The sequence below is a fragment of the Spirulina subsalsa CS-330 genome (assembly GCF_028330765.1).
Lineage (GTDB): Bacteria > Cyanobacteriota > Cyanobacteriia > Cyanobacteriales > Spirulinaceae > Spirulina > Spirulina subsalsa_A.
The window spans coordinates 1-8,418 of record NZ_JAQMTY010000093.1 but is presented as its reverse complement, the minus strand read 5'-3'; the positions used below and the strand labels follow the sequence as shown (position 1 = coordinate 8,418).

General features: G+C 55.1%; 5 protein-coding genes. All 5 read right to left on the bottom strand.

Annotated elements, in window-relative coordinates:
• Positions 1-156: 156 nt before the first annotated feature.
• Positions 157-1,065, bottom strand: coding sequence for a DUF4349 domain-containing protein (locus PN477_RS06185; RefSeq protein WP_272121134.1), 909 nt, complete (start codon positions 1,063-1,065; stop codon positions 157-159).
• 95 nt (positions 1,066-1,160) lie between these two features.
• A complete protein-coding gene (gene sbcD, locus PN477_RS06180; RefSeq protein WP_272121132.1) occupies positions 1,161-2,447 on the bottom strand; it encodes an exonuclease subunit SbcD in 1,287 nt (428 codons plus the stop codon).
• A gap of 66 nt (positions 2,448-2,513) precedes the next feature.
• Positions 2,514-5,543: an exonuclease subunit SbcC gene (sbcC, locus tag PN477_RS06175; RefSeq protein ID WP_272121130.1), complete on the bottom strand. Its 3,030-nt coding sequence runs from the start codon at positions 5,541-5,543 to the stop codon at positions 2,514-2,516.
• A gap of 1,333 nt (positions 5,544-6,876) precedes the next feature.
• Positions 6,877-7,716: a glutamate racemase gene (murI, locus tag PN477_RS06170; RefSeq protein WP_272121128.1), complete on the bottom strand. Its 840-nt coding sequence runs from the start codon at positions 7,714-7,716 to the stop codon at positions 6,877-6,879.
• Positions 7,717-7,826: 110 nt separating this feature from the next.
• On the bottom strand, positions 7,827-8,418 hold a 592-nt coding region (locus PN477_RS06165), incomplete at its 5' end, for an N-acetylmuramoyl-L-alanine amidase family protein (RefSeq protein WP_272147090.1).

Below are 8,418 nucleotides of genomic sequence, written 5' to 3'. Positions count from 1 at the left end.
TTTTGCTGCGCCGCCAGTACAACTGGACTTCGCTCGTGTAGGCTGTCTGATCCATCGTCTCGGGTGGGTCGTTGACCAAGGATTATACTAACATCAAGCCGTCCTAGAAGGACGGGGTTTCTACCCAAATTTTCGATGATGGGCAATAGGAGCAGCCTAATTCAGGGGCGCATCGGAATCCGTGGTAATGGGTGGGGCGATCGCACCTTGCCGTCGTCGCACCGCCCAAGCGATCGCACCAATGCCCAGCCAATAGGGGCTGTAGACCAACAGCCACACCCCCAAGCGCAGGAATCCGAGGGTAACGCCCTGGAGGGAATCGCTGGCCTGCTGCCAGGTTGTGCCCAATTGGGAGGAGAGGGGCGGGCGGGTGGAAGGGGCGATCGCAGTCGTTTCTAAGGTCATCGTCAAGGTGGAAAATGCCACTTGATTGCGGAGATGGCTAGCCTGGGCATCGATTTGCTCAATCTGTTGGCGCACCGCACTCACTTCCTTGGCAACCGTCAACACATCCGCCATCGAACCCGATCGCTCCATAATCTCTAACAAACTCGTTTCCGTGCGCCGCAAATTCCGCAGCCGTGCCTCCAAATCCACCAGTTGATTGCTCACATCTTCGGCGGTGATCCGTTGCTGACGGATGGTGCCAATCGCCTGTAAATCCTCAATTGTCCGCTCTAACTCCGCTTGGGGAATGCGCACCTGTAAAAATGCCTGGGGTGAGCGGCGATCGCCCTCATTCAATTCCAACGTCAACACATCCCCCTGCCGTTGCCGCACCAATGCCGTCAGTTCATCCAACGCCGTCCCTAAGGAATCCACCGCCAGAGTCACCTCCGCCCGTTTAATTAATTGGGGTAGCGTGGCTGTGGGGGCGGGTTCGCCCTCAACACTCGCCGCATTGGGAGGGGCACTGGCTGATTCTGTCTGCTCCAGGGCAACATCACCCGCCACGTTTGATTCCAGCGAGGGAGCCGCGCCACAACTGGCCAAAGCCAAGAGGCTCACCCCCGTTAGGGTGAGGGATTGTAACGAGCGGATCAGGGGACGGGATGCAGAACGCATGGGGAACCTCCAAGGCAACAGTGCTACACTTCAACTCCACTATGGGCGACTTCGGATAGCAGGCAGCGCCGGTTACCAAATTGGTAACGAAAGGATTAATCGTGCTGGGCAAAGAGGGGCAGCGCGATCGCTTCACCCTCCTCCGCGCTTAACAGGTGTTCGGCCGCGGCGAGCATCGCCTTGCTGTAAGTCTGTAATGATTCATGGTTATCTAAATAGGTTTGCAGGGCTTCGATGGGGTCAAGCGATCGCGCCGCATTCAGTTCCGGCACACGGGGACGCACCAACTGACTCACCAACTCCGGACGAATGCTGTAGTGATGGGCGATCGCTAACGCCTCATGAAACGCTTTGGTATCCACCTGATCCAATTGTTCCGGGCGAATTTGATAGATTAAGCGCACCACCGCATCGGTGATCGGAGCCTTTTGAATCGCCCGCACAATCGCCGTTTGGGGGTCATCAAGGCTGGACACATCGAGCTTAATCGTCCGGAAGGGGCGCACCTCCACAGGGCAAAAGTCCCATTGCACCGATCCCTTCGTCACCGTCACCACCACATAGCCCTTCTCTTCCTTTTCCTCACTAAAATCCACCCGATCAATACTGCCGGGATAGATGATCGGCGGATCATTGTTGGGGTTGAGGTTTTGGTGTTTATGGACATGGCCGAGGGCCACATAGTCCAGTTCCGGGCGAATGAAGAGGCTCGCCGGCAGGGTGAACCCCTTGCCCACGGCGAGTAACCGCTCGGCCCCTAGGGTGGCGCGATCGGCCATCACATGGGCGAGGAGCACCGTGGGCAGGGTCGGGTCACATTGACGAATTTCGGCTTCAAGGACGAGTTGTAAGCGGTCGATCAGTTTTTGGTTGACCTCATCCATGGCGAGGCCTGCGGTTTCCGGTTTGGTGAGCAGGGTGGCATTGTTGAGCCAGGGCAGGGTGATGATTTGGATCGGGCCGTGGGCGGTGGGGATGGTATGGGTGGCGATCGCATCCCCAATGATGAACCCCGGCACGGCCAAGGTGCGATAAATCGATAAACTATTGCCCCCCACACCCTGGGCCTGTTGATCATGATTACCCACCAATAAAACCGTAGGAATCCCGGCATCGGCCAAACGCCGGAACTGGGTGGCAAACTCCCGCTGGACATAGGGTAACGGGGTGGCATTGGGAAAGGCATCCCCGCCAAACAGCACTAAATCCACCGACTCGGCCAGGGCGCGATCGATACAAGTTCGCAGGGTTTGCACGAAATCCTCTAGGCGTGAATTTAACCCCGTTTCAGGATTAATCCGGCCATGGTTGAGGCCGCTGCCGAGGTGAATATCCGAAAGATGCAGAATTTTAATCGGGGTGGGGGAATCGGGTTGGGTCATGGGGATGTTGAATCAATCATCTGGGTGAGTAGGAGGAATCGGCGGGGACAGTGGGGGAAACGTGGCTTAACTGGCGAGGGTCAAATATGATCCATTTGCGCCTTTCGTCACTTCGATGCGATGTTGAAAGGCCTCTTTAAATTGGGGCATGTGGGTAACAGTGAGAATACAGGCAAAATCCGGCGCGATCGCATTAATTGCCGCCACTAAGCGATCGCACCCATCCCCGTCCTGGGTTCCAAACCCTTCATCAATAATCAGCATCTGCAACGCCGCCCCCGATCGCTGGGCCAACAATTTCGCCAATGCCAACCGAATCGAAAAATTAATCCGAAAACTCTCCCCCCCCGAATAGGTTTCGTAGGGGCGCGTTCCCTGGGCATCGGCGATTAAAATATCGAGGGTGTCGATCATTTTCGTCTGCTTTTTCCGAGAACTTGACCCCTTCCCTGCCCGCTGGGTGACAAACTGCACATGGAGTTGATTCCCCGTTAAGCGCGTCAAAATCCCATTGGTTTCCGCTTCCAATTGAGGCAATAAATTCTCAATCATCAACGCCTGAATCCCATTTTTACCAAAGGCTTTTCCCAACTCGTCATAGACCCGAATCTGATGCTTTAACTGCTTTAATTCCCCTTGCATCGTGTTGTGATCTTGCTCCACTTGGATCAGTTCTTCGAGTTGTTGGTCTATTTTTCCCTGTTGACGTTTGAGGTCATCCAGTTGACTTTGGCGGCTGTGAATCTCCTGCTCTAGACGCTCAATTGCGGGGCGATAGTCCGGCAGGGTTTGCATCTGTTCAAGCAGGGTGGCGAGTTCCTGCACGAGGGTTTGCCGATCGCGCTCCTGCTCGGCTAAACGTTGGGCCATTTGGGTGGCTTGAGTTTGTAAGGGGGGGTAGTCGTTTTGGGCGGTTTGGAGGTGGTGATGGTCGAGTTCCCATTGTTCATGGGTGCGAATCTGTTGCCGTAGGTCTTGATGGTGTTGGTGATCGTAACCTAAGAGGGCGAGGCGATCGTCAATGGCTTTGATTGCTGCGGCTAGGTCTGAGGTGGTTTCGAGTTCAGCGAGGGCTTGGTGATCCTGTTGGAGGCGATCGCGCAATTCCGGAATGAGGCGATCGTAGTCCGCCTGCTTTTTTTGGGCCTCTTTTAATTGGTTGGCCTTGGCTTCGGCCCATTGTAGTTTGCGTTCTTGATCGCGGGCGAGGCTGTGGGTTTTTTCGTCGTAGTTTAAGTCGGCGAGGGTGGCTTGCAGTTGGGTCAATTCCGTTTGAATGTCTTGGGCATAGTGACCCGCTGCCAGGGTTTCATCGAGGGTTTGCAATTCAGCCTCAATCTCCCAGAGGCGTTCTTGAATTTCGCCAATTCGTTCGAGGCGATGATCGAGGGTATTAACCCGTTGGCTGAGGGTGTCGTAGTCCGCGAGTTCCCGCTCTAGTTCCGCTTGTTCGGCCTGGAGGCGGGTTTGGAGTTGCTGACAGTCGGTGAGTTGTTCTTGAATCAGCCACAGTTGTTCGCGATACCGTTCCTGTTCGGTTTGATTTTTTTCAAGGACATGGGCGCGATCGCTCTCGTCTAAGGGGCGATCGCAGAGGGGACAATCCGCCCCCGGTTGCTGCAACAACTGCCATTTTTGCTCTAGCTCCACAATCCGCCGCTGCAAGGCCTGATACTCTGCCTCTAGCCCCGTTTGCCGCCCATGCTGCGCTTGGGTTTTCGACCGCACCCGCTCTTGATAGGTGCGTTTATGATCCAGGGCGGTTAATTGGTCTCCCACGGCTAGCAGTTCTTGACGCAAGCCCGCCCCCGCTGCCTTTTGATGCTGCAATGTCTCCCGTTCGCGCTGGAGTTGCTGCCGTTTGGCGGTGAATTCTGCCCTTGCTTGGCTTAATTGGATTTCGAGTTGATTGTGCTGCTTGAGGAGGGGTGAAACTTGGAGTTGGAGTTGATCTAACCTCTGCACCCGTTGACGGCAGGCGGCTAATTCTTGACACCGTTGCTCAATGCTCTCGGCCTGATTCAAGAGCGGATCAAGGTCGCGGCGTTGGGCTTCGACGGCGGCGAGTTGGGTTTGGGTTTCGCGGATATTGAGTTGGATTTGGTTGCGGGCTTGGTTGAGGTCGCGCTCTAGGCGTTGGCGGTCTTGGCGGGCGGTTCGGTCGGCGGTGTATTGACTGGCGAGGGTGGCTTCTTGGTCGCGCCATTGTTGGAGTTGATGGTGATTGGCGGCGATCGCCGCTTGATTGGTTAACAAGGCCTCTAGAGTTTGCATCCGTCGGGTCAGGGCCTGGTGATCCTGTTGGAGGCGATGATGATCCGCGTCAAAATCCCGGAGGCGGCTTTCTTGCCAATGGCGTTGCTCTGCCCAGCGATCGCGCTCATGATTTTGTTTGCGTAACTCCTTCAGTTCCTGTTGCTGCTGGCTGTGCTGCTGTTCGAGGCTCGTCAGGGCGGTGGCAATGTCGGTTTGCTGTTGAGCGATCGCGCCTCGCTGGGCGATGCGCTCCGTGAGGGGGTCGAGGCGGGGCAGGAGGGCGGCTTGTTTCACTTTTAAGGCTTTGGCGGTCTCTTTGGCGCGATCGGCCAGGCGTTCGTATTGGTCGAGCTTCAGCATATCTGCGAGGATTTTTTTGCGATCGCTTGCCCCCCGCAACATAAACTCATCGGCCCGTCCCTGGCGCAGATAGGCCGAATTCACAAAGGTGTCATAGTCCAACTTCAGCAACTCGATAATCTTATCTTGGGTGGCCCGTATCCCTTTCTCCGTCAACGGTCGAAAATTACCTTCACCACTATCTACCTGAAATTGCAACTCACCACTGCGGCCCCGAGGGCGCGATCGAATCACCCGATAGGTCACCTCACCACTGATAAACGTAAAATCCACCCGCACCGATGTCGCCCCGGTTTGAATCACATCATCATCACTACTGGCCCGGCTTTTCCCCCACAGCACCCAGGTCATCGCTTCGAGGAGTGAAGATTTCCCCGCCCCATTCGCCCCACAAATGCAGGCGGTATGTAAACCCCGAAAATCAAGGGTTGCCTCGCCGTAGCTGAGAAAATGTTTGAGGGTCAGTTGCAGCGGAATCATACCAGCACCTTGACGCTACATCCCAATAGGGTTTACATGAATACAAATACTCTATATTGATCGTGAATGGCAATTAAAGCGTTTGGGTTTTCCCTTCAGTTTGGGGCGGTTCTTGCTCAGGACTGGAGCCAAACTGGAGATGATCCATCCCACCAGCCCAAAACCGGAGCACCGCTTGAGGCAAAATTCACGAAACGCCAGACAGCACCAGGGGTTTAGCCTGATTGAAGGGGTGAACGAACCCCCGAACGCGGCTCGTTTGGAGCGGATGGTTGAGCAGCGGAAATGTCCTAGGATTATGGCACAGCTAAAATGAGACTTTATTGTAGGGTGGGCTAGGCGGCTTAAACTCCCGCCATCACTGCAATCTAGCAATCCGCCGTAACCCACCGATTAACGTGTGCCACGCCCCTCGGCTGGCAGCGGCGATCGCACCGGCTAAAATTTTCAAAAATTATGGGGTGCAATTTTCCGGCATTCAAGTTCTTATGTTAGTCTAGTAGTGAGGGTTCCATAGATTTTATCCATACGGTCAACACGTTGGGCGGTGGCATACTTCACCCCGTGTGAGTCACGAGCAGGTTAATTCATTTAAGCTGCGGTGCGTCAGGGTATTCTGCTTGTAGCGCTGTATTCGAGTTACCGTTATGGTAAAGAGATAACAAAGCAATAGATGCTGAGCAATCGCAAACGCAGATATTGTTCCATTGTTTGGGGTTCACCATGATGATTTGCTCCGTTTGGATTGACCAAAACAGCGCGAATGATTATGGTTACTTCAATTGATCCAGACCTGATTGCCTTGCGAAGATAGAAGATCTGAACTCCCCGAACTCATTGATCCTGAGGGATGGGGCCTCACCGTCCAATAACGATTTGATTATTAGAACGGTTGGGATTTGTTCAACTTCACTCCCTTCAGACGGTTGACGATGAGTAATTATGCTGATGCGGTGCTTGTCAGGGCGCTCCTCATCATACACCATTGTTAACCTGACGCAAGTGCCCTTAGTGCTTGCGATCGCACGCTGGAAAATATCTGTTGCTCACTGAGCGCGGCGATAGGAGGTGCGATCGCACCACTGGCCGAACTCAAGCCTCTCAACCCCACCTGATTACTATTCCTATCCGTGGAGGCGCACCGATGATGATTTTGATGATGGCCACAAGTTACTTATTGTTGGTCTACTTGTTGTTGACATTGGCGCAGCGTGGGAAACGGAGCCGGACATCAGTCACCCCAAAAGGTTAATTGATCCGAGAGTATCACTGAGCGCCTGACTCGTTTCCCAGGGGCTTGATTGAATCAAGACAATTCCCGCTGTTCCTTTCCTCACCCGCTTGAGTCCACCGGCTGAACGGATGCAGATTCTGACTGCACCGTCGGCAGGTGGACTTTTTCAACGTTAAGGGGTCGATTGAGCCATTTTTGCGCCAAGTGGGCAAAGGTGGCCGGGTCACCGCTGACCCCAAACCGATGGTCAACGGCTAAGGGCTGGGTGTTGTGTAGGCCCATGAGGTGGAGTTCCCGCGCTGCCGCTTGGGCGACAAAGGTGGCGGGGTTAATGCAGCGGACGGTGGGGGGGAGAATCCGACGCAGGACGGGGGCGAGGTGGGGGTAATGGGTGCAGCCGTAGATCAGGGTATCGATGCTTTGGGCGAGGAGAGGGTCAAGGTAGGCTTGGGCGACTTGTTGGGTGTAGGGGTCGTGGATGCGATCGCTCTCAATCAACGGCACAAACTCCGGACAGTCGATTTGCCACACCTGCACCGTGGGGTCGGCTTCATGAATGGCCTGGGGATAGGCTTGGCTCGCCACCGTTGCCGAGGTGGCAATCACCCCCACCCGCTGCCCCCGATGGACGGCCGCCTGCGCACCGGGCAAAATAATCCCCAAAATCGGCATCGGGAATTCTGACCGCACTGCTTCGAGGGCTAGGGCAGAACTGGTGTTACAGGCCATGATCACCATCTTGGTGTTTTCGGTGGTCATCCAGGTGAGAATTTCCCGGACAAACTGCACAATTTCCGCCTTACTCCGAGACCCATAGGGTAATCGCGCCGTATCCCCGAAGTAGAGAATGGATTCATGAGGCAAGGTTTGTTGGAGAGCTTGGAAGACGGTGAGGCCTCCGAGTCCACTATCAAACACACCAATTCGATTGTGTTGCATGTTGGTTACGGCGGATGATCGTTAACGAGCTAATTTAAAGTAAAACCGTAGCGGTGGCTGAGTTTTTGCTCAAATTGCACCTCAGTATAGCCTTGACGGCCAGGATGCGATTAATTTTGTTGCAGGTAGAGTAAGATTCCCCGTGCGATCGCTTGGGCCATCTGGCTCCGAAACTGGGGGTTGGCCAAGCGGGGCGCATCTTCGCGCCCGGTCACAAAGCCCACTTCCACAAGCACCGCCGGCATCGATGAAGTCCGCAGCACATAAAAGCGGGCTTGCTTCACGCCCCGATTGCGAATCTGAATCGATTGCAAAATACTGTTGTGAATCGATTGGGCGAGGCGATACCCCGATGAATAGTAGAAGGTTTCAACCCCGTTCACATCGGGGCGGCTCATGCTGATGGCGTTGGCGTGGATGCTGACGAAAATATCAGCCCGGGCCCGGTTGGCCATCTGGGTGCGGCCGGCCAGGCTAATGAAGCGATCGTCGGAGCGGGTCATCAGGACTTGCACACCCTGCTGCTGCAAAATCTGGGAGACTTCCAGGGAAATCGGTAAGACCACATCTTTTTCCCGCAGGCCACCAATGCCGATCGCACCCGGATCACGTCCCCCGTGGCCGGGGTCAATGGCCACCAAGTCGCGGCCGCTGGGGCGGGGGAGAGGGGTGGTGGGTTGGGGCGTGGGGCGGGGCGGCAGG